At 62.3% G+C, this 22740-nt stretch carries 19 protein-coding genes; 9 read left to right on the forward strand and 10 right to left on the reverse strand.

Annotated features, from left to right (window positions below; translation table 11 throughout):
• The coding region (locus VGE08_RS20525; RefSeq protein ID WP_331069788.1) for a DUF4136 domain-containing protein at positions 1-397 on the forward strand (397 nt) is incomplete at its 5' end.
• 646 nt (positions 398-1043) lie between these two features.
• Here VGE08_RS20525 and VGE08_RS20530 read toward each other — a convergent pair.
• On the reverse strand, positions 1044-1304 hold the full coding sequence (locus VGE08_RS20530) for a hypothetical protein (RefSeq protein ID WP_331069789.1): 261 nt from the start codon (positions 1302-1304) through the stop codon (positions 1044-1046).
• A 238-nt stretch (positions 1305-1542) separates the two neighbouring features.
• On the opposite strand from VGE08_RS20530, the gene VGE08_RS20535 reads away from it, so the two are divergent.
• From VGE08_RS20535 to VGE08_RS20545, 3 genes are all read left to right on the forward strand, one after another.
• Positions 1543-3390 (forward strand): SLC13 family permease, encoded by a 1848-nt coding sequence (locus VGE08_RS20535; RefSeq protein WP_331069790.1) that lies wholly within the window; start codon positions 1543-1545, stop codon positions 3388-3390.
• Between the two features lie 133 nt (positions 3391-3523).
• Positions 3524-4615, forward strand: coding sequence for an MBL fold metallo-hydrolase (locus tag VGE08_RS20540; protein ID WP_331069791.1), 1092 nt, complete (start codon positions 3524-3526; stop codon positions 4613-4615).
• A gap of 97 nt (positions 4616-4712) precedes the next feature.
• Entirely contained in the window at positions 4713-5930 is a 1218-nt protein-coding gene (locus VGE08_RS20545) for a winged helix-turn-helix domain-containing protein (RefSeq protein ID WP_331069792.1), read from the forward strand.
• A gap of 382 nt (positions 5931-6312) precedes the next feature.
• On the opposite strand, the gene rpoD is transcribed toward VGE08_RS20545, so the two are convergent.
• From rpoD to rpsU, 4 genes are all read right to left on the reverse strand, one after another.
• Positions 6313-8190, reverse strand: a complete 1878-nt coding sequence (rpoD, locus tag VGE08_RS20550; RefSeq protein ID WP_331069793.1) for an RNA polymerase sigma factor RpoD — start codon at positions 8188-8190, stop codon at positions 6313-6315.
• A 102-nt stretch (positions 8191-8292) separates the two neighbouring features.
• The gene (dnaG, locus tag VGE08_RS20555) at positions 8293-10068 is read right to left on the reverse strand and encodes a DNA primase (protein WP_331069794.1); all 1776 of its coding nucleotides are present in this window, start codon (positions 10066-10068) and stop codon (positions 8293-8295) included.
• Between the two features lie 161 nt (positions 10069-10229).
• Complete coding sequence (locus tag VGE08_RS20560; RefSeq protein WP_331069795.1) at positions 10230-10685, reverse strand: GatB/YqeY domain-containing protein; 456 nt, start codon at positions 10683-10685, stop codon at positions 10230-10232.
• 90 nt (positions 10686-10775) lie between these two features.
• A complete protein-coding gene (gene rpsU, locus VGE08_RS20565) occupies positions 10776-11003 on the reverse strand; it encodes a 30S ribosomal protein S21 (protein ID WP_331069796.1) in 228 nt (75 codons plus the stop codon).
• Positions 11004-11340: 337 nt separating this feature from the next.
• Between rpsU and tsaD the strand changes: the two genes are divergently transcribed.
• The 3 genes from tsaD to folK are packed head-to-tail and all read left to right on the forward strand — an operon-like array spanning position 11341 to position 13326.
• Entirely contained in the window at positions 11341-12378 is a 1038-nt protein-coding gene (tsaD, locus tag VGE08_RS20570; protein ID WP_331069797.1) for a tRNA (adenosine(37)-N6)-threonylcarbamoyltransferase complex transferase subunit TsaD, read from the forward strand.
• Between the two features lie 16 nt (positions 12379-12394).
• The gene (gene folB, locus VGE08_RS20575) at positions 12395-12790 is read left to right on the forward strand and encodes a dihydroneopterin aldolase (RefSeq protein WP_331069798.1); all 396 of its coding nucleotides are present in this window, start codon (positions 12395-12397) and stop codon (positions 12788-12790) included.
• Positions 12787-13326: a 2-amino-4-hydroxy-6-hydroxymethyldihydropteridine diphosphokinase gene (gene folK, locus VGE08_RS20580; RefSeq protein WP_331069799.1), complete on the forward strand. Its 540-nt coding sequence runs from the start codon at positions 12787-12789 to the stop codon at positions 13324-13326. Before folB ends, folK begins: the two co-directional genes overlap by 4 nt.
• Here the strand turns inward: folK and VGE08_RS20585 are convergent.
• On the reverse strand, positions 13277-14029 hold the full coding sequence (locus VGE08_RS20585; RefSeq protein WP_331069800.1) for a pteridine reductase: 753 nt from the start codon (positions 14027-14029) through the stop codon (positions 13277-13279). The two genes, folK and VGE08_RS20585, sit on opposite strands and share 50 nt — an antisense overlap.
• 86 nt (positions 14030-14115) lie before the next feature.
• Here VGE08_RS20585 and VGE08_RS20590 point away from each other — a divergent pair, with 86 nt between their 5' ends.
• Positions 14116-15291, forward strand: a complete 1176-nt coding sequence (locus VGE08_RS20590; protein WP_331069801.1) for a class I SAM-dependent methyltransferase — start codon at positions 14116-14118, stop codon at positions 15289-15291.
• Here VGE08_RS20590 and VGE08_RS20595 read toward each other — a convergent pair.
• The gene (locus VGE08_RS20595) at positions 15288-16556 is read right to left on the reverse strand and encodes a multifunctional CCA addition/repair protein (protein ID WP_331069802.1); all 1269 of its coding nucleotides are present in this window, start codon (positions 16554-16556) and stop codon (positions 15288-15290) included. The two genes, VGE08_RS20590 and VGE08_RS20595, sit on opposite strands and share 4 nt — an antisense overlap.
• A 66-nt stretch (positions 16557-16622) precedes the next feature.
• Here VGE08_RS20595 and VGE08_RS20600 point away from each other — a divergent pair, with 66 nt between their 5' ends.
• The gene (locus VGE08_RS20600; protein WP_331069803.1) at positions 16623-17669 is read left to right on the forward strand and encodes an aminopeptidase; all 1047 of its coding nucleotides are present in this window, start codon (positions 16623-16625) and stop codon (positions 17667-17669) included.
• 116 nt (positions 17670-17785) lie between these two features.
• Here VGE08_RS20600 and VGE08_RS20605 read toward each other — a convergent pair whose 3' ends face one another.
• From VGE08_RS20605 to VGE08_RS20615, 3 genes are all read right to left on the reverse strand, one after another.
• Entirely contained in the window at positions 17786-20119 is a 2334-nt protein-coding gene (locus tag VGE08_RS20605) for a copper-translocating P-type ATPase (protein WP_349258755.1), read from the reverse strand.
• 7 nt (positions 20120-20126) lie between these two features.
• Positions 20127-20582, reverse strand: a complete 456-nt coding sequence (gene cueR / locus VGE08_RS20610; protein ID WP_331069804.1) for a Cu(I)-responsive transcriptional regulator — start codon at positions 20580-20582, stop codon at positions 20127-20129.
• 138 nt (positions 20583-20720) lie between these two features.
• Complete coding sequence (locus tag VGE08_RS20615; RefSeq protein WP_331069805.1) at positions 20721-22097, reverse strand: Do family serine endopeptidase; 1377 nt, start codon at positions 22095-22097, stop codon at positions 20721-20723.
• Between the last annotated feature and the right edge of the window lie 643 nt (positions 22098-22740).

Below are 22740 nucleotides of genomic sequence, written 5' to 3' on the forward strand. Positions count from 1 at the left end.
GGTCACCAGCTACCTGAAGAGCGCCATGTCCGCGCAGATGGAAGCTCGCGGTTACAAGTACAGCGAGGATCATCCGGACCTGCTGGTGAATTTCTTCATGAACACGCGCGAGCGCACCGAGCTGCGCCCGGGCCCCAGCGCCTCGCTGGGCTATGGCTACTACGGCTATCGCTACGGGCTGTACAGCGCATGGCCGCTGTATGACGAAGATCGAACGGTCACGTACAAGGTCGGCACGCTGAACATCGACATCGTCGACGCGGAGAAGAAACAGCTGGTGTGGGAAGGCGTAGCCGAGGGCCGCGTGACTGAAGAGGAACTGCAGAACCCGAAGGTCGCCATCAATGCGGTCGTGACCGAGCTGATGCGCCACTACCCCGGCCGGCCAAACATGTAACGCACCCGCGCCTAGAACGACCGTGAGCCGAGCATGTAACCGGGCCCGTGCCCGGAGGGAACTGATATTCCCGGAACACCGCCGCAATCCTCTTTAGTTCTTCTTCCGGGAAAGAAAAAAATAAATAAAAGGTTGATTCCCCCTCCCGTTCACGGGAGGGGGCAGGGGGCGGGTCTTCCGAGCTCTTCAGCTACCGATAAAACGCCCCGTGCCTGGAACAGCACTGCGAAAGTTCTTTAGCTCTTCTTCCGGAAAAGAAAAAAATAAAAACTTGATTCCCCCTCCCGTTCACGGGAGGGGGCAGGGGGAGGGTCTTCCGAGCTCTTCAGCTACCGATAAAACGCCCCGTGCCTGGAACAGCACTGCGAAGGTTCTTTAACTCTTCTTCCGGAAAGAAAAAAATAAAAACTTGACTCCCCCTCCCGTTCACGGGAGGGGGCAGGGGTAGGGTCTTCCGGCTCTTCAGTTACCGATAAAACGCCCCGTGCCTGGAACAGCACTGCGAAAGTTCTTTAGCTCTTCTTCCGGAAAAGAAAAAAAATAAAAACTTGATTCCCCCTCCCGTTCACGGGAGGGGGCAGGGGGAGGGTCTTCCGAGCTCTTCAGCCTACCGAGACAACGCGGAACTCATCCGCGCCAAATCCATTCAGCGAAGCAACCCACTCAACATCGCGTCCATCTGCTCCATGTTCAGCTCGATCTCCACCTCGATGGTGTCGGCATCGAGCGCCGGGTCCGGCATCGGGTCCGCGGGCGAGAGGGCCGCGCCGTCATTGTTGGCTGCCGGCTGAGGCTTGAGCAGGGGGTCGAATTCGCAGATGTCGTCCACTTCGATGGGGGCGACGATGGAAGGGTCGGTCAGTTCCTGGGCCGTGAGATCGATGGAGATCTCGATACTCGAATTCATGATGCTCGGCCCTCGTTCGACTTCGACCCATGGATGCTGCCAGAGCGGTGGCGCCGCAGCCTGCAACGCAGTTCACACCGGCGCGTTGCGAGGATTACAAAATCCCACCAACTTAACCGTAATGCACTGCCGGCTTATGTCTGGCACGACATTGTAGCGCAGCATGACTGTCGACTGCTCCTCGACCGGAGGTTGACCGTCCTGGAACCATGTCGTAGCGTCACTCATTTGGAGCGCGATGACGTCGATCCCGCCGCCCGACCCGCATGCGATCGCTGTCATGCTGCTCACGCTGGTCGCGCTCTACTTGTTCTCGCGCGACTCCATTCCCATCCAGACTTCCAGCCTGCTGGTGGTGGCGATACTCGCCATCGGCTTCAGCGTGTTTCCGTATCCGGGCGCGGAGGGCGAGGCGCTCGATCCCACGCGGTTCTTTGCGGGATTCGGCAACGAGGCGTTGATTGCGATTTGCGCGTTGATGATGGCCAGCCAGGGGCTGGTGGCCACCGGGGCGCTGGCGCCGATCGGGCGCGTAGTCCATCGCGTCTGGCAGCTCAGTCCACTGCTCGCGATGGGCGTGGTCCTGGTCGTCACCGCGGTGGTCAGCGCGTTCATGAACAACACGCCGCAGGTCGTGTTGATGATTCCCATCCTGACGGCTGTAGCCATGCGCTCGAACATGTCGCCGTCGAAGCTCCTGATGCCCATGACCTTTGCGTCGCAGATCGGCGGCATGGGCACGCCGATCGGCACGTCGCTGAACCTGCTGGTCATTGGCAGCGCGGCGAGTCTCGGCATCGAGCGCTTTCATATGTTCGACTTCATTGCGCCGGCGGCGCTGGCGGCGATTCCCGGGCTGTTGTTCCTGTGGCTGGTGGCGCCGCGGCTGCTGCCGGACAAGCCGCCCTCATTCGTCAATTCTTCGCCACGCATCTTCGACGCCCAGTTGCATCTGACCGAAGACAGCTCGGTGGTCGGTAAGACGCTGGCGGACGCAAAGAAGCTCACGCAAGGCGAGATGAACGTGCTATCGGTACGCCGCTCGCCGGAACTGGTGATGACGCCGCTGCCGGACATGGTGTTGCGCATCGGGGATCAACTCGTGGTGCGCGATACATCCGAACGGTTGATGGAATATTCGCGCGTGCTCGGTGCGACGCTTTTCTCCGGCGATGTTCGCGTCGATGCGGAGCATCCATTGACGGCGCCGGATCAGCAGACCGCCGAGCTGGTGCTCACGCCGGCCTCGCCGCTGCTCGATCGAACCTTGGCGCAGGCCAACTTCGACTGGCACTACCAGCTGATTCCGTTGGCCGTGCATCGACCGGGCAAGGCCGAGGCGCTGAGCCATGACACGCCTTTGCGCGACGTGCGGCTCGGCGTCGGTGACGTATTGCTCGTGCAGGGGCCGGAGGAGCAGATCGAAGCACTGAAGCGGCGCAGCGAGTTGCTCGTGCTCGATGCCACCAGCAATGTGCCGCTGACGGCGAAAGCTCCGCTGGCGTTGGGCATCATGGCCGGCATCGTCGCCATCGCCTCGCTGCGAATCGCGCCAGTTGCTATCGCTGCAATTTGCGGTGTGCTGGTCATGGTCGCGACTGGATGTTTGAAGTGGCGCCAGGCGACGCGAGCCTTGGATTCATCGATGATCCTGCTGACCGTGGCCAGTCTGGCGTTGAGCCTTGCATTGGTGACAACCGGCGGCGCTGCATACGTTGCGCAACTCGGCGCCGCGGTCGCGAAGTCATTTCCGCCGTTGGCTGTGTTCAGCGCGACCATGCTGTTCATGGCGGCCATGAGCAGTGTGATCTCCAACAGTGCCGCCGCGGTCATCGGCACGCCGATTGCGATCGAGCTGGCCAGGCAACTGGGGCTGCCGCCGGAACCGTTTGTATTGGCGGTCATGTTCGGAGTGAACATGGGCTACGCCACGCCCATGGCGGACAATTGCAACTTGCTCGTCTATAGCGCCGGCGGTTACAGCTTCGGCGACTTCGTTCGCGTCGGCGTGCCGCTGACGATCATCATGTGGCTGGCGCTGATCTGGGCCGTGCCACAATTTTATCCACTGATGTCATCGGGCTGATGTGCAGGCGGCCGCTCTATCTGCAGGATCGGGCAAGGATTTGCCAGCTTCGCCCAACTTCACGCTAAGTCTTCCCGGGCAAGATGACACCCATGCGCCAGGTTGGCGGGTGTTGCTGCTAGGAGTTGTGGCTATGAGCGTGGCTATGAATGCGGCTATGAATGTGAATGAGGGCCAACGGCCGGCCCATGAATCGCCTCAGTTTCGTGACGGTAAATTCCGCAATGCCTCGCCACCGAAGAAGCCCGGCGGTTGGCAGCTGGCGAAACTGTGGTGGCAGTTCCTTTTCAAAGACCAGAGCCGCACCGTGCCGCCCCGGCAATTGTCCGTCTCGCCGCTCACGCCCGAGCAGTTGCGGCAAGCGCCGGAGGGTTCGATCTATCGGCTCGGTCATTCGACCGTGCTGATGAAGCTGAACGGCAACTTCTGGATGACCGATCCGGTATTTTCCGAGCGCGCTTCGCCGGTGCAATGGTTCGGACCGAAACGTTTCATGCCGACGCCGATCTCGCTGGCGGACTTGCCGCCGCTGGCCGCGGTCGTGCTGTCGCATGATCACTTCGACCATCTCGATCGCGATACCGTGATTGCGCTGGCCGCCAGGACCAGCATGTTTCTTGCGCCCCTCGGCGTAGGCGATCAGCTCGTTCGCTGGGGCATTCCCGCCGAGAAGACGCGTCAGCTCGACTGGTGGCAGACGGTCGAAGTGGAAGGCATTCAATTCACCGCCACGCCCGCGCAGCACTTTTCCGGGCGCAGCATGTTTGCAGACAATCCGACCTTGTGGGCGTCGTGGTCGATCTACACCGGCAATCATCGCATCTTCTTCAGCGGCGACAGCGGCTACTTCGACGGTTTCGCGGAGATCGGCCAACGGCATGGTCCTTTCGATCTCACCTTGTTGGAAGCGGGCGCGTATGACAAGCGATGGGAAGGGGTGCACATGCTTCCCGAGCAGGTCATGCAGGCCCATCGGGATTTGCGCGGCGACTGGCTGCTGCCGATTCACAACGCCACGTTCGATCTGGCTTTCCATGCTTGGGACGAGCCCATGGAGAAAATGCTCTCGCTGTCGGCGCAACAGGGTATTCGTTTGACGATGCCGCGCATCGGTGAGGCAGTGCGCTTGGGCGATTGCCACGCCGCTCAGCCGTGGTGGCGTTGCAAGCACGCTCGACCGGCCAACGTCGGCGCGACCGCGACTCACATGCCACTTGAAACCTGAGCTTCCGCCCACCGATCACATGCCCAAACGTGGCGGGCCTGGTCAGGATTTGCGGCTACACTGCCAGCTTTCCTGACTGTCGGGATGCTGGTCTTTCATGGGCAGAGCGAAGGATTCACTTGCCATCGGCGAGGCGCGACGCGCGGCGTTGGCGGCACAACAGTTCGTAGCGAACGGCGGGCCGCCTCGCAGCGCCAAGGCGCTGACGGAGATCGTGCGGCGGCTCGGCGTGGTGCAGATCGATTCGGTGAACGTGCTGGTGCGTTCGCACTACCTTCCCATCTTTTCCCGGCGCGGCGCTTACCCGAACGCGCTGCTCGAACGCGCCGCCTATGACGATCGTTTGCTGTTCGAGTATTGGGGCCACGAGGCGTCGTTCCTGCCCATCGAAGCCCACCCGCTGTTCCGCTGGCGCATGGACGATGCACGCAGCGGCATCGGTATCTGGGGAGGATTGAAACGGTACGCCACCGCACACCAGGACCTGGTGAAGAACGTTCTCGACCAACTGCGCGAGCGGGGACCTTTGGGAGCAAGCGAGCTGATCGATGCGGGCAAGTCCCGGGGAGCGTGGTGGGGGTGGAGCCAGGGCAAGCAAATCCTGGAGTGGCTGTTCTGGAGCGGCATCGTGACCACGGCGCGCCGGCGCAACTTCGAGCGGCTATATGACCTGACCGAACGTGTGTTGCCGGAAGCCGTGCGTACAGCTTCCGTGCCGTCAAGAGAGCAGGCACAGCGTGAGCTGATGTCGATCGGGGCCCGAGCCATGGGAGTGTCGACTGCTCGCGACCTGCGCGATTACTTTCGCCTACCTGCGAAGGATGCGGCTGCACGCCTGGCGGAGTTGGTGGAAGCCGGTGAGTTGCTGCCGGTCACGGTGGAAGGCTGGAAGCAGAAGGCTTATCTGCATCGTGAAGCCAAGATTCCAGCAGCCGGCAAGGTGGCCGGATTGGCAGCACTGTTGTCGCCGTTCGATTCACTGATCTGGGAGCGGCAGCGCACCGAGCGACTGTTCGACTTTCACTTCCGGCTCGAGATCTACACGCCGGTCCACAAGCGCAAGCACGGTTACTACGTGCTGCCGTTGCTGGTGGGCGAGCGCGTGGTCGGGCGCGTCGACCTGAAATCGGAACGCAGCAGCGGGGTACTGCAGGTGAAAGGCGGCAGCGTCGAGCCGGGCGTATCCGTGACGTCGGTGCTGGAGCCGCTGATGCAACGGCTCACGGATCTTGCACTCTGGTTGGGTTTGGAACGTTATGTGGTGACGAGTCGTCGTGGCGAGCTCATGCGCGAGCTGCGAAAGACTTCGCGGTGAGCGGATGTGATCAACGTTCAGCCCGCGCCCTTGACGGACCAGCCGAACACGCACATCACGACGAACAGCATCAGGTAGAACAACAGGCTCATTCAGCAGCCTCCGAACATTTCCCTCTGTAGATTAGACGCCAGGACGCGATGCTCGGTTCCCGTTGTTGAAGATGTCGATGCCAATGTCGTTAGCCGAGAGCGCTACCCAGGAACGTCCGCCAGGATCGCCAGCCGGGAACATCGGCCATCGGCCAGGAACCTTAACCAGGAGTTCTCGCCCGGAACAAAGGCTGGAGTGCGGAAAAAATTCGGGCCCCGTCAGGGGCCCGAAATAGAAAATTCTGTTCCCCCTCCCGTTCGCGGGAGGGGGCCAGGGGGAGGGTCTTCAATCAGTCATCCATCAAGAAGCTACGCAGCTGCTCGCTCCGGCTCGGATGCCGCAGCTTCCGCAACGCCTTCGCTTCGATCTGACGAATACGCTCACGCGTCACATCGAACTGCTTGCCCACCTCTTCCAGCGTGTGATCGGTATTCATGTCGATACCGAAACGCATGCGAAGCACCTTGGCCTCCCGCGGCGTCAAACCGGCGAGCACCGAGTGCGTGGTCTCGCGCAGCGACTCCATGGTCGCCGAGTCGATCGGAGAATCCACCGAGGTGTCCTCGATGAAATCGCCAAGATGCGAATCCTCGTCGTCGCCGATCGGCGTTTCCATGGAGATCGGCTCCTTGGCAATCTTGAGCACGCGGCGGACCTTGTCCTCCGGCATCTCCATGCGCACCGCCAGCTCTTCCGGCGTCGGCTCGCGGCCCATCTCCTGCAGCATCTGCCGCGAGATGCGGTTCAGCTTGTTGATGGTCTCGATCATGTGCACCGGGATACGGATGGTGCGCGCCTGGTCGGCGATCGAACGGGTGATCGCCTGGCGAATCCACCACGTCGCATAGGTCGAGAACTTGTAGCCGCGGCGGTATTCGAACTTGTCCACCGCCTTCATCAAGCCGATGTTGCCCTCCTGGATCAGGTCCAGGAACTGCAGGCCACGGTTGGTGTACTTCTTGGCGATCGAGATCACCAGACGGAGGTTGGCTTCCACCATCTCCTTCTTGGCGCGGCGGGCCTTGGCTTCGCCCACGGCCACTTCGCGGTTGATCTCCTTGATCTCCGCGATCATCAGGTGCACGCGTTCCTCGAGCGACATCAGCTTCTTCTGCTGCTTCTCGATCTCTTCACGCAGGCGCGCCAGCGCGGCCGAATGCTTGCGCTTGGCACGGATGTGCTTGTCGAGCCACTTGGTGTTGGTCTCGTTCTTCGGGAAGGTCGAGATGAAGTCCTTGCGCGGCATGCCGGCGTCGCGCACGCACAGGATCATGATCTGCTTCTCGAGGTTGCGGATCTCGGCGACGTTGTCGCGCAGTTGCACGATCAACGCGTCGAACATCTTCGGCGCGAGCTTCAGCTCCATGAACTCGGAGGCCAGCTTCTTGCGCAGCTTGACCGACTTCGGGTCCTTGCCGGTCTTGTCCTCGGCCATGGCCTTGACGACCTGCTGGTGCAGCTTGGCAATGGACGCGAAGCGGCGCGCGGCCTCTTCCGGATCCGGGCCGGTCTCGAGCGTCTCCTCGTCCTCGCCGCCACCATCGGCTTCCTCGTCCTCGCTCTCCTCTTCGGCAGGCGCGGCAGCCGCGGCCAGCTTCGGATTGACCGGAGCGGCGATCTCGTCGGGCGCGTTCGGATCGATGAAGCCGGTGATGATGTCGACCAGGCGGCCCTGGCCAGCCTTCACCTGCTCGTACTGATTGAGCATGAAGGTATAGGTCAGGGGATAGCTGGAGAGCGCGGTACGAACCGCGTCCAGGCCTTCTTCGATGCGCTTGGCGATGCGAATTTCGCCTTCGCGGGTCAACAGCTCGACCGTGCCCATCTCGCGCATGTACATGCGGACCGGATCGGTGGTCCGGCCGAATTCGGCGTCCACGGTGGCGAGCGCGGCGGCGGCCTCTTCGGCAGCCTCCTCGTCGGCAACCACGGGCTCGGTCAACAACAGGGCTTCGGATTCCGGCGCCTTCTCGTACACCGGAATGCCCATGTCATTGATCATGTTGACGATATCTTCGATCTGCTCGGGATCGACGATTTCGCTGGGCAGATGGTCATTGACCTCGACGTACGTCAGGTAGCCCTGCTCCTTGCCCCGGGCAATCAGCAGCTTCAATTGCGATTGACGCTCATCGGCGATCTGCGCCGGTTCCTTCTTTGCTGCCAATGTTTTACTCAAGTGTCAGGCCCTCACGTCGGGTTCGGGGTGGGCGGGCTAAAAAAGACCGCGCAGTGTACTTTGATCGTTTTCCGGGCGCTAGGTTCGTGTTCACGCACCATGACCGACCGGAAGTTTGCGGGCCAATAGCCCCTGCAATTCAGCCTTTTCGGCCTCGCTCAAGCCGCTCTTTTTTGACAAAAGATCGGTCCGGAGCCGGGCGGCTTCCTCGCCGAGGTGCTGAACCGCACCCGCCAGATCCTTGGCGGCACCGGCGGCATCGACCAGGCATTCCTGCGCAGCCAATTTCGCCAGGTGCTCAACATCGGGGCGGTCCCGCCAGCGTTCAAGCAGTGCACCAGTGTTAGCGCATGGACGCCGACCGAGTTCCTCGATCAATTCGATCAGCAGCGGCACGCCGGGACGCTCGAGCGTCACCAGCGCCGGGTTCAGGACCACCTTGTCGGCAATTTCCGGATAGTGAACCAACAGGTGAATCGCCTGACGCACCAGATTTCGCCGGCCCGCCGAAGCTCGGTGGGTGGGTGTTCCGCTCCAGCGCGGGCGTTCAGTCTGCGCAGCCTGGCTGGGCTCGGCGGGCGTTGCCCCGCGTACCAACGACACTCGGTCGCGCGACAGTCCCACCACCTTGGCGACTTCGTCGACCAGCAATTCCCGGAATATTCCGGCGGGGATGCGCTCCAGCAATGGCCGTGCCATCTCGCCCAGACTGGCGCGCCCGTCGATGCTCCTGGTATCCACCTGCGAGCTCAGGTGCTGAATGAAATATTCAGACAACGGCATGGCCTGTTTGATCCGAGCCTCGAACGCCTCGCGGCCTTCTTCGCCGACCAGCGAGTCCGGGTCATGCCCTTCGGGCAGAAACAGGAAGCGGATCTGCCGGCCTTCGCGCACCTGGCTAAGCGAGTTCTCCAGGGCTTTCCAGGCAGCGGCACGGCCGGCGCGGTCGCCGTCGAAACAGAACGTGACTTCGTTACAGATGCGAAACACGCGTGCCAGATGCTCCGGTGTCGTGGCCGTACCCAGAGTGGCCACCGCATACGTGATGCCCGCTTGATGCAGCCGCACCACGTCCATGTAACCTTCAACGATCAACAGCCGCGCCAGGGTTCGTGTCGCCTGACGAGCCTCATATAAGCCATAAAGCTCGCGGCCTTTGTGAAACAGTTCTGTTTCTGGCGAGTTCATGTACTTGGGCTCGCCTTTATCGAGCACCCGCCCGCCGAAACCGAGGGTGCGGCCGCGGGCATCCCGAATCGGGAACATGACGCGATCACGAAAACGGTCGTAATGACCGGAGCGGTTGTCGCGCTCAATGATCAATCCCACCTGCAACAATCGTGCGCGGTCGGCATCGTTGCCGCCCAGCAATTTCAGCAGGGAATCCCAGGCGTCCGGCGCATAGCCGAGGCCGAACTTGATGGCGGTCTCGCCGCTGATGCCGCGCGATTTGAAGTAGTCCTTACCGCGTGAGGTGTTCATCAACTCGTTGCGGTAGAAGCCGGCGGCTTTTTCCAAAGTCGCAAACAACGCATCCGACGGCGGTGGCCGTTGGCCCGGAGTTTGCTCGCGCGGCACCTCGACGCCGACTCGATCGGCCAGCTCCTCGATCGCCTCGATGAAGCCGAGATTGTCGTGCTTCATCAAAAAGCCGAGCGCGTTGCCGTGCTCGCCGCAGCCGAAGCAGTGATAGAAATTCTTTTCCGGAACCACGGTGAACGACGGCGTCTTCTCGCCGTGGAAGGGACAACAGGCCTTGTATTCCCGGCCGTGCTTTTTCAGCGGCACGCGGCTGCCGATCAGCTCGACCAGGTCGACCCGCGCGATCAGCTCTTCGATGAAATGTTTGGGGATGAGACCAGACACGGCTGCGGATGTCGCCCAAGCTCCCGGGGAGAAGAATACACCCTAGACAGAAGTGACTAGTGACTAGTGACTAATGAATGGTCAGAGTGGGCTCGCGTGCCTGGGTGGTGGCCGTTGAACCTCGTGCCGCAGGCGGCCGAAAGGGAATCAGCCGCCAGGCTCTATCCGCCGAGTCGGGCTTTCAGGCGCGCGCTGGCGCTGGCCATGTCGGTTCGGCCCTGCGCTTTCTGTTTGAGCAGCGCCATGGCCTTGCCCATATCCTTGATCGAAGTGGCGCCGGACTCGGCGATCGCCTCGGCGATCAGTGCGTCTACCTCGGCCTCGCTGAGCTGCTGAGGCAGGTAGCCTTGCAGCAGGTCGACTTCCTTCTGTTCCTTGGCGACCAGGTCGTCGCGCCCGGCGCTCTGGAACTGGGCGATGGATTCCTTGCGGGTCTTGATCATCTTTTCGATGACCGCCAGCACCTGGCTGTCGTCGAGCTGGATGCGCTCGTCCACTTCACGCTGCTTGATGGCGGAAGTGATCATGCGGATGGTGCCGAGGCGCTCGCTGTCCTTGGCGCGCATCGCGGCCTTCATGTCTTCGGTGACGCGGTCCTTGAGAGAGGGAGACGACATGGGCTGGAGCTCGAAAGGGTCGGAACGTCATCGAAGGGGACGGAGCGGAAGGCTCCGCGCCGTCCCCGGCAAACGGTCTGATCGGGTCGATCAGTAGGCGCGGGCGCGGGCGCCGCCGCGGCTGCTGCCGTCGCGGCTGACGCGCTTCATGTGGCGCTTCACGGCGGCGGCCTTCTTGCGTTTACGTTCCTGAGTGGGCTTCTCGTAGAACTCCCGGCGGCGCAGCTCCGTCAGGACCCCGGCCTTTTCGCAGGCGCGCTTGAAGCGCCGCAAGGCGGCATCGAAGTACTCGTTTTCTCGGACGCGAACGCTCGGCATACTACCTCTGAATGTTGAAACGGCCGAACCCGTGCACCCCTGCACACTCGGCATTCGGGCCTCCTGCCTGGCTCACCCCTGGTCGCCCTGGTCGATATTCGAGCCGACGACAGCGCCGAAAACGGGCGTCGGGGTCGCAAGCGAACGGCACGGGGACGGTTGAGAGCGCGGCAGTCTAATCGCCCGCACCGGGAAAAGCAAAATTCCCGTGAAAATCGGCCCGCCCGGGGCCGTTGGCGTTTAAGCTTCGCCTCCCAAAAGCGCAGGTCGGGACCGGCATGCCCTGCCTCAAGCTCCCGATTTATAAGGTTGCCGCGTCATTTTGAAAGTCCCCGCCTTGAAAGTACTGGGTATCGAAACCTCCTGCGACGAGACTGCCGCCGCCGTCTACGACGGCGAGCGCGGGCTGCTGTCCCATTGCCTGTACAGCCAGGTCAAGCTGCACGCCGTCTATGGCGGCGTGGTGCCGGAGCTGGCCTCGCGCGACCATGTAAAGAAGCTGCTGCCGCTGGTTCAGCAGGCGCTGCTGGAGGCGAAAATCGAGCCGGCCCAATTGGATGGCGTGGCCTATACGGCCGGCCCCGGCCTGGTCGGAGCACTGCTGGTCGGCGCTTCGGTGGCGCGCAGCCTGGCGTTTTCCTGGGGGAAACCCGCGGTTGGCGTGCATCACCTGGAAGGGCATCTGCTTGCGCCGATGCTGGAGAGCACCCCGCCGGAGTTTCCTTTCCTGGCGCTGTTGGTGTCCGGCGGCCATACCTTGCTGGCCGAAGTGCGCGGCCTGGGGGATTACCGGATCATCGGCTCCTCCCTGGATGACGCCGCTGGCGAGGCTTTCGACAAGACCGCGAAAATGCTTGGTCTGCCATACCCCGGCGGTCCGGCGCTGGCCAAGCTGGCGGAGGCCGGCAAGCCGAGCGGTTTCGATTTCCCTCGGCCCATGCTCGACCGGCCGGGATTGGACTTCAGCTTCAGCGGGTTGAAGACCGCGGTCGTGGTCGCGATTCGCGATCGCAAGCTCGATGAACAGACGCGGGCCGACGTTGCGTATGAATTTCAGCAGGCCGTGGTCGAGACGCTGGTTGCCAAATGCGCACGCGCGGCCAAGCAGACTGGGCTGAAGACATTGGTGGTTGCCGGCGGCGTCGGCGCCAATCGCCGCTTGCGCGCCGAGTTGCAGGCGCTCGGTGAACGCCGTGGGCTGAAAGTGCTGTATCCGCGACCGGAGTTTTGCACCGACAACGCTGCGATGATCGCGTACGCTGGCTATCGACGGCTCGCGGCGGGGGAGCACGACGATCTGAAGATCCGGGCCACCGCGCGTTGGCCGCTCGATACGCTGCAGTCCCCGTCCTGTCAGTCACCCGTCAGTCATTAATTACTCCCTCCTGTACATGGATAAGATTTTTCTTTCCGAGCTCAGCGTCGAATGCATCGTCGGCATCTGGGACTGGGAACGGCGCGTCAAGCAGACCGTGATCATCGATGTCGAGATGGCTGCCGACATTCGCCGGGCCGCCATGACCGACCACATCGATGACACCATCGACTACAAACGTGTGGCGAAGCGGCTGCTGGCGTTCGTGGGCGAGTCGCAGTATCAGCTGGTCGAGACACTGACCGAGGCGATCGCACGACTGATCGTGACGGAGTTTGGGGTGTCGTGGGTGAAGGTGCGGCTGAATAAACGTGGCGCGATTCGGGGCGCGAAAGACGTGGGTATCGAGATCGAGCGCTGCGCAGAAGATTACGCCGGCGTGACGCCATTGCCGATGCAACATCAGCCATGACCGCCGTCTACGTCGCGGCTGGCAGCAACGTCGATCCTGAGCGCTACCTATCGCGCGCGTTAGAACTATTGGCGAAGGCGTACAGCCCGCTCACACTGTCGCCGGCGTATCACAATCAAGCGGTCGGCTTCACTGGCGACGACTTCATCAATCTGGTCGTCGGCTTTCACACCGACGACGCTCCCGCCGAAGTTCGCCGGCAATTACAAGAGATCGAAGCCGCCTGCGACCGCCCCAAGGACGCCGCCAAGTGGGCGCCAAGAACCATGGATCTGGACATCCTGCTGTTCGGCGAGCTGGTGAGCAACGAACCCGGGCTCGTGATTCCGCGTCCCGACCTGGTGAAGCGGCCCTATATGCTCAAGCCAATGGTGGACATCGCGCCCGACGTGCGACATCCGACGCTGGGCAAGACCATGCGTGAGTTATGGGAAGCCTTCAGCGGCGGCGAGCACCCGATGGTCGAGGTGTCACTTGGCGCCGAGCCTACCAGCCCACGCTCCGGCCCCCATCGACCGCCAGAATCTGGCCAGTGACGAACGGCGCGTCCTTGGCGAAGAACAGCGCGGTGCGCACGATGTCCGGAGGCGAGCCGCTGCGCTTGAGCAGAGTCTTGTCGATGATTTCCTGTTTGACGGTTTCGTCGATGCCTCCGTCCGGCCACAGGATCGGGCCCGGAGCGATGCCGTTGACGCGCACAGCCGGCCCGAGCTCGCGCGCCAGCGAGCGAGTCAACATCACCAGCCCGGCCTTGGCGCTGGAATAAACGGGATGCTGCGGTAACGGGCGCTGTGCGTGGATGTCGATCATGTTCAGGATCAGCCCATTGTTGTCGGCCAGCGCCGGCGCGGCCGCCTGCGAGAGGAACAGCGGCGCGCGCAGGTTCGTGCCGATCAGATCATCCCATTGGCGGGCGGTGACAGTGCCGAGCGGAGTGGGATAAAAGGTCGAGGCGTTGTTGATCAGTACATCGAGCCGGCCGAACGAGCGCACCGAATGATCCACCAGGCGAGGCAGGGTATCGAGATCGAGCAGGTCCGCTCCGACGGTAATGGCGGAGCCGGGGCGGGCGGCATTGAGCTCGTCGCGCAGTTGTTCCGCTTGGCTCGCCGAACGGTGAAAATGGATGCAGACGTTGGCGCCTTCCGCATGAAAGCCCCGGGCCAGCGCCGCGCCGATGCGGCGCGCCGCCCCAGTGATCAGCACCGAACGTCCTGCCAGTGTGTTGCTAGTGTCCATGCAGGTATGGTGAACGAACGGATGATGGCTGCAAGTCCGGTGGAGTATCGATTGCACGGCGCGCTCGCCCGGTCGAGGTGTTTCGCGTGAGCGTCCCATTGCCACTGCCGGCGCTTTCGCCGGAGGAAGCGGCCCATAGCGAGCGGCTGGTCCAGCGCATTCGCGATGTCATCGAATCCTCCGGTGGCTGGATCAGTTTCGAGCGCTTCATGGAAATGGCGCTGTACGAGCCCGGGCTCGGCTATTACAGCGCGGGCGCCACCAAGCTGGGCGAGGCCGGGGACTTCGTCACCGCGCCGGAAATCTCTCCCTTGTTCAGCCGCTGCCTGGCCAATCAATGCAGCCAGGTGCTGGACGTGACCGGCGGACACATTCTCGAGCTGGGCGCGGGCTCCGGGGTCATGGCCGCCGACGTGTTGGGCGAGCTCGACCGTCAGCAGAAACTGCCGGAACGCTATTTCATTCTGGAAGTCAGTGCCGACCTGCGCGAACGGCAGCGTGCCTTGTTGCAGCAGCGCTTCCCGCACCTGATGGATCGCATCGAATGGCTGGATCGCCTGCCGGAAGAATTTCGCGGCGTGCTGATCGCAAACGAAGTGCTCGATGCGCTGCCCATTCAGCGATTTCGCATTCGCGGAATGAAGGTCAATCAGCTGGGAGTGACCTGGGAGCTGGGGCGCCTCGATTGGTCCGAGGTGCACGCAGACAGCGCTCTGGAAGCCGCGGTGCGCGAGATCGAGTCCAATCTGGGCGAGTCGTTCGCCGATGGCTACACGTCGGAGATCAATCAGCGGCTCCAGCCCTGGATCGCCGGCATCGCGGCGTCGATGCAGCAAGGTGTGGCGTTATTCATCGATTATGGATTGCCGCGTCGTCAGTACTACGCAGCGAGTCGCCGTGAAGGCACGATGCTTTGTCACTTCCGTCACCGGTTCCATGACGACCCGCTGATCAATGTGGGCGTGCAGGACATCGGTGCATGGGTGGATTTCACCGCGGTTGCCGAAGCAGCCACCGCGGCGGGCATGCATGTGGCCGGCTACACCACGCAGGCGCATTTTCTCATCGGCAATGGCATCGAACAGTTTCTCGCGCCCAAGGACGACGAGGAACTGGCGTCGCGGTTGCAGATGGCACGACAAGCAATGTTGCTGACGCTGCCTGGAGAGATGGGCGAGCGCTTCAAGGTCATCGGACTTGCCAAGGGCGTGGAGTTGCCGCTGCGAGGCTTCAGCGTTCGCGACCTCGCGGCTACGCTTTAGCTCGCAGGATGCCCCGGATCGTTCGCCGCGCGCTCTGCGAGGTACTGTTTCTTGAAATGCTTCAGCGCGCGCACGCGCTTGTCGTGCAATCGCTTGGCAATTTCAAAGCCTTGCAGACCGGCGCGATCTTCCTCGCTCAAAGTGGTTCCCACGGCGACCTCTCGCGCACGCCGTAGATATTCCGGCTGCGGATAATGACATTGCTCCAGTCCTTTGCGGCCGCGAGCATCCGCCTCGCATGCGAGCAGGAACTGTTCAAAGCGCCCCGGCCGGCGGAACGCATCCAGGCTCTCCAGCAGATCGAGCACCGTGCGCGGTCGCAGCTCCGTCACCTTGTGCATGTGCAAGTGATATCGAGAGGCCAGAATGCCGATCTCGCGATAGGCGTTGGGTATTCGTAGCCGATCGCACATTGACTCCACGATGGCCACGCCGCGCTCTTCGTGCGCGGTGTGTCGAGGCAACTCGTGTGTCGGCGTCGTCGCCTTGCCGAGATCGTGAACGAGGGCGGCGAAGCGAACGACGGGGTCGCTGCTCAACCTGCTCGCCTGATCCAGCACCATCATGGTGTGCAGGCCCGTGTCGATCTCCGGATGCCATTGCTCCGGCTGCGGCACTCCGAACAACGCGTGCACTTCCGGGAAGATGACCGGCAAGGCGTCACCCTCGCGCAGCACTTCGAAGAATTGCCGCGGAGCAGGCATTTCAAGCGCGCGCTGAGTCTCCTGCCACACACGTTCAGGCACCAGCGCATCGAGCTCGCCGCGCGCGGCGATTTCTCGAATCAGCTCCATGGTCTCGGGCGCGACCCGAAAGCCGAGCGGCGCAAATCGGGCAGCAAACCGTGCCACACGCAACACGCGGACCGGGTCCTCTACAAACGCAGGCGACACATGTCGCAGCCAACGATCCTGCAGATCGCGTTGCCCATGGAAGGGATCGACCAGCTCGCCCGTTTCTTCGTCGCGCGCGATGGCATTGATCGTCAAGTCGCGACGCTCGAGGTCCTGCTCCAGCGTCACGTCGGGCGAGAACATGGTGTCGAAGCCGCGGTAGCCCGGGCCCGTCTTGCGTTCGGTGCGCGCGAGCGCGTACTCCTCGCCGGTCTTTGGATGCAGGAACACGGGGAAATCCTTGCCGACGGGCTTGAATCCCTGCTGTAGCAATTCCTCGGGGCGTGCGCCCACCACGACCCAGTCGCGCTCGCGCACGTCCAGGCCGAGCAGCTCATCGCGTACCGCGCCGCCGACCAGATAAATCTTCATGCTGTCAGTGTAGCGGACCGCGCCGCCCTGTTGACACCCGCCGCGCTTATGACGAACTCTGATGGGATGAGGTTCGCGCGAATTCTTCTGACCGCCGTTCTGGCGCTACCGCTGAGCGGCTGCTACTTGTTACAGGCAGCCGGTGGGCAATGGGAGCTCACTTCCAAGCGCCAACCCATCGCCAAGCTGCTGTCCGATGAACGCACGCCCGAGACGCTGCGCAATCGGCTCGAATATGTGTCCGCCGCCCGGGCTTTCGCGTCCAGCGAGTTGGGCCTGCCGGACAACGAGACCTATCGCAGCTATGCCGATGTCGGCCGGCCGTATGTGGTGTGGAATGTGTTCGCGGCCGAGGAGTTTTCGGTCGAGCCGCGGCGCTGGTGTTTTCCGATCGCGGGCTGCGTGGTGTATCGCGGCTACTTCGATGAACAGAATGCGAAGACCTATGCCCGCCGTTTGCGCCTGAAGGGAATGGACACGGCGGTCGGGGGTGTTGCCGCCTATTCGACGCTCGGGCATTTCAAAGACCCCGTGCTGAACACGATGCTCGGCTGGAACGACGTGCAGCTGGCATCGACGTTGTTTCACGAGCTGGCGCACCAGGTCGTGTATGTGCCTGGCGATTCGGCGTTCAACGAGGCGTTCGCGACGGTGGTCGAGGAGGCGGGCCTGCAACGCTGGCTTGCCTCGCGCGGCCGGCTGGAGGACTTGGACGCCTGGAACGAGCAGCGTCAGCGCAATGCGCAGTTCATCGGGCTGCTGCTGGAAACGCGCGAGCGCCTGGCCGATCTATACAAATCCGGCCTGCCCGAAGAAGAGAAGCGCGATCGCAAACAATATGAGTTTGGCTTGCTGAAGTTGCAGTACGCGGAGCTGAAGAAGCAATGGAATGGCTATCGCGGCTACGATGCCTGGTTCAGCCGAACCCTGAACAATGCGCACCTGGTATCCGCGGCCACGTACTACGGCTGCGTGCCAGGGCTGCGGCGAGTGTTGCAGTCGGTGGATGGAAATCTGCCGCGCTTCTATGACAAAGCCCGCGAGCTGGCCGAGATTACGAAGGAGGCGCGCGCTGCTGTCGTGTGTGAAAAAGGAGTGACTAGTGACTGGTGATTGGTCAGAAAGTTGCTTTCATGAGCTTTGGTGTGACGGCGCAAGCGTGCGAGTGTGCCTCTTCTGACCATTCATTATTCATTATTCATTAGTCACTAGTCACTTCTGGCATCGGCTCAACGAAGCCGCAGCGCGTTGGTGATGACCGAGACCGACGAGAGACTCATCGCCACCGCGGCGAGCATCGGGCTCAGCAGCCAGCCGGTGAGGGGATAGAGCAGGCCCGCGGCGATAGGAATGCCGAGCGCGTTGTAGCCGAACGCGAAGATCAGATTCTGACGAATGTTTCTTACCGTCGCGCGGCTCAGGCGGCGTGCACGCACGATTCCGGTGAGATCGCCTTTGACCAGGGTCACGTGAGCGCTTTCCATCGCGATATCCGTGCCGGTGCCCATGGCGATTCCGACGTCAGCCCTGGCTAGCGCGGGTGCATCGTTGATGCCATCGCCCGCCATGGCGACGCGCCGGCCTTGTGCCTGCAAGCCTGCAATGACCTCCGCCTTATCTTTCGGCTGCACGCCAGCAATGACTTCGTCGATGGGCAGATGCCTGGCGACTGCACGCGCGGTAGCTTCGTTGTCGCCCGTGAGCATCACCAGTCGAAGGCCGTCCTGTTTGAGAGCTTGCAGCGCGCTTGCTGTCGTGTCCTTGATTGCATCGCCCACCGCGATGGCGCCGGCGAGCTTGCCGTTGACACTGAGAAAGACCACCGTGCGACCTTCGCTTCGAAGCTCTGCGATTTGATCGGCGAGTGCGTCAACCGTCGCGCCGACGCTATTCATCAGTGCTTCGTTTCCTAACGCGAGCGCATCGCCCTCGACGTTGCCACGGACGCCTTGTCCAGTGACCGAATGAAAGTTGGACACGGGCGGGAGTTGAATGCCGCGCTCTTGCGCTCCCGCAACGATTGCGCGCGCCAATGGATGCTCGCTGGCATGATCGAGTCCCGCGGCCCAACCGAGAACCTGCGCTTCCGAGTAACCATTCTGCGCAATGACTTTGTGGAGGGTCGGGCGACCCACGGTGATCGTGCCGGTCTTGTCGAGCACCAAAGTATCGACGTTGCGCAGGCTCTCGATCGCTTGCGCGTCCTTGAACAGGACGCCGAGCTGCGCGCCGCGACCGCTCGCGACCATGATGGAGATCGGCGTTGCCAGGCCCAAGGCGCAAGGGCACGCGATGATCAGCACGGCCACCGCGTTCACCAACGCGTAGGCGAGTTTCGGTTCGGGACCGATGAGCCACCACACGGCGAAAGTAACGATGGAAATCAAGATGACGCTTGGCACGAACCAAGCCGCCACCTTATCGGCCAGACGTTGCAGTGGAGCGCGCGAACGCTGGGCCTGTGCAACGAGAGCCACGACCTGAGATAGCAGGCTCTGTGCGCCGACGCGTTCCGCAATAACGATCAATGTGCCCGTCTGGTTGACGGTAGCTCCGGTGACGCGATCTCCCACTGACTTTTCCACCGGCATGGGCTCGCCGGTGAGCATGGATTCGTCGACGCTGGAATGTCCGTCGGCCACGCGGCCGTCCACCGGAATCTTCTCGCCGGGGCGGACGCGCAATCGATCGCCCACATGCACGTGTCCCAGCGGCACGTCATGTTCGGTTCCGTCCGCATCGATGCGGCGCGCATTCTTTGGCGCGAGGCCAAGAAGTTGCCGGATAGCGGCGCTGGTGTGACCGCGCGCACGTAATTCCAGCCACTCGCCAAGGAGCACGAGCGTCACGATCGACGCCGCGACCTCGTAGTACACGCCGATCATGCCGTGATGATCTCGCAACTCCACTGGGAAGACGTTCGGCAGGAAGGTCGCGATCAAGCTGTAAGCAAACGCGATGCAGATGCCGAGCCCGATCAGCGTGTACATGTTAGGCGCACGATGCATCACGCCTTGCCAGCCGCGTTTGTAGTAGCCCGCCGCCGCCCACAACACGACGGGTGCGCTGAGAATCAGCTCGAACCATCGCAACGTGCGCGCGGTGGCGTGCGACAGCCCCACATCGAAGAAATGCGGGACCATCGCGATGACGACCACCGGCAATGCCAGCGCAAGCGAAATCCAGAATTTTCGTCGGACGGCGCGTAGCTCGGTATCGTCCACGTGCTCGCTTGGCATCTCGGGCTCGAGCGCCATGCCGCACTTTGGACAGCTGCCCGGGCCTACTTGCCGCACCTCCGGATGCATCGGGCAGGTATAGATCGTTCCCTCCGGCATCGGAACGTCGTGCGCAGGCTTTGTGTGATGCTCGTGCTTGCTCGCATGCGAGCAGCATGAATGCTGCGCTGGCGGCACATGAACTTGCTCGGCTTTCGCGTGATGCGAGCAGTGCTGATCAGGTTCCACCTTGGGTGCGTGCTGCTCCGCGTGTGCATGCTTGTTGGCGGAAGAACAGCACGACGGCTGGTTGTGTTTGGAATCGGAATGATGATGTTGCGTCATGTTCTTCTCACTCCGACAGCGACATGCCGGCCAGGTCCGCGAGGATCGGGCACTCGGGCCGGTCATCGCCGTGACAATGATCCGCCAATTCGGCCAGCGCGGCTCGCATCGATTGCAGCTCCGCGATCTTGTGATCGAGCTCGGCGATATGTTTCAAAGCCAGGCGCTTCACTTGTTCGCTGGCACGGCGCTGGTTGCGCCACAGACCGAGCAGCGTACCGATCTCGTCCATGGAAAAGCCAAGCCCTCGGGCGCGGCGGATGAAGCGCAACGTGTGGATGTCCGCGGCTGAGTAGACGCGGTAGTCGCCAGCGGTACGGCTGGCTTTGGGAATCAGTTCCATCGATTCGTAGTGACGAATCATCTTGGGCGTGATTCCCGACAATTCGGCAGCCTTGCCGATGCTGTAGTAGCCCTGTTCCCTGGCCTTGGAGAGCTCCGCACGCGGCTTGGTGACAGGCATGACCATCCTCGCAGTGGACATGCCGGCATGATGAACCTTGCCATGGTGGCAAGGTCAAGGGGCGGTTAGCGGTTAGCGGTTGGTGGTTGGTGTAGGAGGTTCACTAACCACTAACCGCCAACCGCTTCCGGCATAGGCTTACTGGATCGTAAATACCAGCGTCGAGTTGCCGCGACGGATCGTGAGCGCGAAGGCTGTCGCGCCGTTCACCGCCTGGCGCAGCTGATCCACCGTCGTAACGCGAACGCGGCCGATGGCCAGAATGATGTCATTCGCGCGCAGGCCGGCCTGCTGTGCCGGGCTGCCATTGGCGACATTTTCCACCAGCACGCCGGCGTTGTTGGCCGCGTTCGTCAGTGCGGCACCTTCGAAGGCCGGATGAATCTGCGCCGAGTTCTCGGCATCGGCGCTGTCGCGCTCGCCGATCACCGCGCTCACGCGACGCGGCTTGCCGTCGCGAATCAGGCCGAGCTCGACCTTTTCACCAATGCGAAGCAGGCCGATGGTGTTACGCAGCTCGCTGGCATTGGCCACGTTGCGGCCATTGATCGAAGTGATCACGTCGCCGGCCTTGATCCCGGCCTTGTCCGCGGGCGAGCCTTCGATGACCTGCGACACCAGCGCGCCGCGGGCATTTTCCAGGCCAAGGTTCTCGGCGATGCCCGGCGTGAAGTTGTTGGAGAGCTGCACGCCCAGCATGCCGCGCTTCACCTCGCCGTATTGCACGAGTTGCGACATCACCGCCTTCACCATGTTCGAAGGAATGGCGAAGCCGATGCCGATGTTGCCGCCGCTGCCGGAGAAGATCGCGGTGTTGATGCCCACCAGCTGGCCCTTGAGGTCCACCAGCGCGCCGCCGGAATTGCCCGGGTTGATGGGCGCGTCGGTCTGGATGAAGTCCTGATACGACTCGGGGTTGTTGTCCGAGCGGCCCAGCGCGCTGATGATGCCGGAGGTGACGGTGTGATTCAGCGCGAACGGATTGCCGATCGCCAGCACGAAATCGCCCACTTCCGCCTTGGACGAATCGGCCAGCGGCATCTCCACCAGGTTCTTCGCGTTGACCTTCAGCACGGCCACGTCCGAAGGCTTGTCGCGGCCGACGATCTCGGCTTTGACCTGGCGGTCATCGAGCAGGGTCACCGTGATCTCGTCGGCGTTCTCGATGACGTGCGCGTTGGTGATGATGTAGCCATTCCTGGCATCGACGATCACGCCCGAGCCGGCGCTCTGGAATTGTCGCTCGCGCGGCCCCATCTCTGGAGCATCGAAAAAGCGGCGGAAGAACGGATCTTCCAGCAAAGGATTGCGAGGCCGCTGCTCCCTCACGGTGCCGCGTGTGGCGATGTTCACCACGGCGGGCGAAGCCTTCTTCACGATCGGCGCCAGCGAGGGAACCGGCGTGTCGCCGACTTTTTCGGGCAGCTGCGCGACGGCGCCCACGTTGTAGAGCAAAGCCGTCGTGGCGAGCAGCGCCGCCACTTTCTTGTGGCACGTAAACCAGACCTGTCTCATGAAGCGATCCTAGAGTGGAAGGCGGCTTTGCGGGCCGCGCTAGCGAAGACCATGAACTATGGGTTGGGGCAATGGGTTTGGGGTTCGAATTTCCAGGCCCGGATTCTAGGGGCAATCCGGCCCGATGGAGCAATTTGCGCCGAGCTGGCGGTGGATGCGCCCCGATTGAGCCCGGGACGAACGCCGACCGGGTGCCAAGCGTTGCATGCACATGCAGCACGAGGGATTTGCGGGTGGGATGTGCACAGTCCGGTGGGCACCATGTGGATAAGTTGTGCGCTTACAGTGCATTCCGGGTGGACACAAGATGTTGTGGTTTGCCGCAGTTGGGGTGATACTGGCCACCTCTTTTCGGCAGCGCCGAGATCCTTCTGCGAAAGCTTGTAACCCACTGATTCAGATTGGGTTTTATGCGCTATTTTTCGACGGAGGGTTTCTTGACGGCTTCAGATGGCAGGTCTAGGCTTGGCCCCCTGACACAATATGTAGTGCTCGCTGCGGAAGAGAAAAACACCACCGTACGGGTGAACTGTATGGGTCAGATGGACTGCCAGCCGGGCTTGTGAGGGGCTTCGGGGGCAGCAGTTCCGGGAACGTCAATTGGGGACAGTTGGCCCACCCGACACGCAATCCGGAGTTCTTG

The organism is Steroidobacter sp. (assembly GCF_036406195.1).
Lineage (GTDB): Bacteria > Pseudomonadota > Gammaproteobacteria > Steroidobacterales > Steroidobacteraceae > Steroidobacter.

What these genes read in the sequence shown, in the direction of transcription:
- VGE08_RS20530 (WP_331069789.1), bottom strand. Translation starts at nt 1,304, where the DNA reads ATGAATTCGAGTATCGAGATCTCCATCGATCTCACGGCCCAGGAACTG.
- VGE08_RS20535 (WP_331069790.1), top strand. Translation starts at nt 1,543, where the DNA reads ATGACGTCGATCCCGCCGCCCGACCCGCATGCGATCGCTGTCATGCTG.
- VGE08_RS20540 (WP_331069791.1), top strand. Translation starts at nt 3,524, where the DNA reads ATGAGCGTGGCTATGAATGCGGCTATGAATGTGAATGAGGGCCAACGG.
- VGE08_RS20545 (WP_331069792.1), top strand. Translation starts at nt 4,713, where the DNA reads ATGGGCAGAGCGAAGGATTCACTTGCCATCGGCGAGGCGCGACGCGCG.
- VGE08_RS20560 (WP_331069795.1), bottom strand. Translation starts at nt 10,685, where the DNA reads ATGTCGTCTCCCTCTCTCAAGGACCGCGTCACCGAAGACATGAAGGCC.
- rpsU (WP_331069796.1), bottom strand. Translation starts at nt 11,003, where the DNA reads ATGCCGAGCGTTCGCGTCCGAGAAAACGAGTACTTCGATGCCGCCTTG.
- folB (WP_331069798.1), top strand. Translation starts at nt 12,395, where the DNA reads ATGGATAAGATTTTTCTTTCCGAGCTCAGCGTCGAATGCATCGTCGGC.
- folK (WP_331069799.1), top strand. Translation starts at nt 12,787, where the DNA reads ATGACCGCCGTCTACGTCGCGGCTGGCAGCAACGTCGATCCTGAGCGC.
- VGE08_RS20585 (WP_331069800.1), bottom strand. Translation starts at nt 14,029, where the DNA reads ATGGACACTAGCAACACACTGGCAGGACGTTCGGTGCTGATCACTGGG.
- VGE08_RS20595 (WP_331069802.1), bottom strand. Translation starts at nt 16,556, where the DNA reads ATGAAGATTTATCTGGTCGGCGGCGCGGTACGCGATGAGCTGCTCGGC.
- VGE08_RS20600 (WP_331069803.1), top strand. Translation starts at nt 16,623, where the DNA reads ATGAGGTTCGCGCGAATTCTTCTGACCGCCGTTCTGGCGCTACCGCTG.
- VGE08_RS20605 (WP_349258755.1), bottom strand. Translation starts at nt 20,119, where the DNA reads ATGACGCAACATCATCATTCCGATTCCAAACACAACCAGCCGTCGTGC.
- cueR (WP_331069804.1), bottom strand. Translation starts at nt 20,582, where the DNA reads ATGCCTGTCACCAAGCCGCGTGCGGAGCTCTCCAAGGCCAGGGAACAG.
- VGE08_RS20615 (WP_331069805.1), bottom strand. Translation starts at nt 22,097, where the DNA reads ATGAGACAGGTCTGGTTTACGTGCCACAAGAAAGTGGCGGCGCTGCTC.